Source organism: Synechococcus sp. CCY9202, assembly GCF_034931685.1.
GTDB lineage: Bacteria > Cyanobacteriota > Cyanobacteriia > PCC-6307 > Cyanobiaceae > CBW1002.
In genome coordinates this window covers 1-1,221 of sequence record NZ_JAYGID010000145.1, presented here as the reverse complement: position 1 = coordinate 1,221, position 1,221 = coordinate 1, and the positions used below count along the sequence as shown (strand labels likewise).

The 1,221-nt window shown below is 59.8% G+C and carries 1 protein-coding gene; it reads right to left on the bottom strand.

Going from position 1 to position 1,221, the window contains the following annotated elements; genetic code table 11:
- Positions 1-172: 172 nt before the first annotated feature.
- The gene (locus tag VB777_RS17325; protein WP_323250526.1) at positions 173-1,153 is read right to left on the bottom strand and encodes an IS5 family transposase; all 981 of its coding nucleotides are present in this window, start codon (positions 1,151-1,153) and stop codon (positions 173-175) included.
- Between the last annotated feature and the right edge of the window lie 68 nt (positions 1,154-1,221).

The following is a 1,221-nucleotide window of genomic DNA, read 5'->3' as shown; positions in this document are numbered from 1 at the left end:
TAAGGAACCTCTGGACAACAAGCGCTCAAGGAGGGCGCCTGGCCTTGATTTGTCCCTGATGAACATTTTGATCGCCGATCAGGCTCCGATCAGCCTGAATTCGGCGATTTGGAGGCTGAACCTCGCTCATTTGAGGCGGTGTTCGCCCCAAATGGGCACACCATGCCCCCAATCATGTCCTGCATAGCAGCTCATGCCGCGCCATGAACAGGTTGGAGAGTGCTGCCAGCACCTTCACCTTGCAGCCGTTCTTGAGCATGCCCCGCAGCCGGGTCTTCTGAAAGCCGAACTGCCGTTTGATCACCCGGAACGGATGCTCCACCTTGGCACGGACGTGTGCTTTGGCCGTCTCGATCAGATCATCAACCCGCCCCTCGGGTGTATCCGGTAAGGCCCGCCGCTTGCCTGGGCGCATGGCAACCCGGAAGCCGATGCCTCTGCCTTGCATCTCCTCTCGCTTCTCAATTCCCTGATAGCCGGCATCCGCGTAGACCACTGTCTCCTCACCGTGCAGCAGCTCAGCCGCTGGGGTGAGGTCATGGACATTGGCGGCCGTGGTTTCCACTGAATGGATCAGGCCGCTCTCGCTGTCCACCCCGATATGCACTTTCATCCCGAAGTACCACTGGTTGCCTTTCTTGGTCTGGTGCATCTCCGGATCCCGTTCCCGCTTCTCATTCTTGGTTGAGCTTGGTGCCGCGATGATGGTGGCATCGACGATCGTGCCCTGCTTCATTGCCATCCCGTTGGCCTTGAGGTGCGCATTCACGGCTTTGAAAATCTGCTCACCCAGATCGTTCTGCTCCAGCAGATGCCGGAACGCCAGGATCGTGGTCTCATCCGGGATCCGGTCGCTGATCAGGGCAATGCCGGCAAAGCGGCGCATCGTCGCCACCTCGATCAACGCATCCTCCATCGCTGGATCGCTCAGGTCGTACCACTGCTGGAGCAGGTGGATCCGCAGCATCGTCTCAAGCGGGTAAGGAGGCCGACCGCCCTTGCTGGTGGTCCTGGGGTAGCGGGGCTCGATCAGATCAACCAGCGCTTTCCACGGCACAATCGCCTCCATCTCAGCCAGGAAGCGCTCGCGCCTGGTGCGCTTTTTGGCCGTCGACTGCTCGTAATCACCAAAACCGAACTGCTTAGCGCCCATGAAGCCAGTCCACACCTGCGATCACAGGGCCATTCTCGCGTAGGGTGACGGGGTTTTCCAGAGTCTCC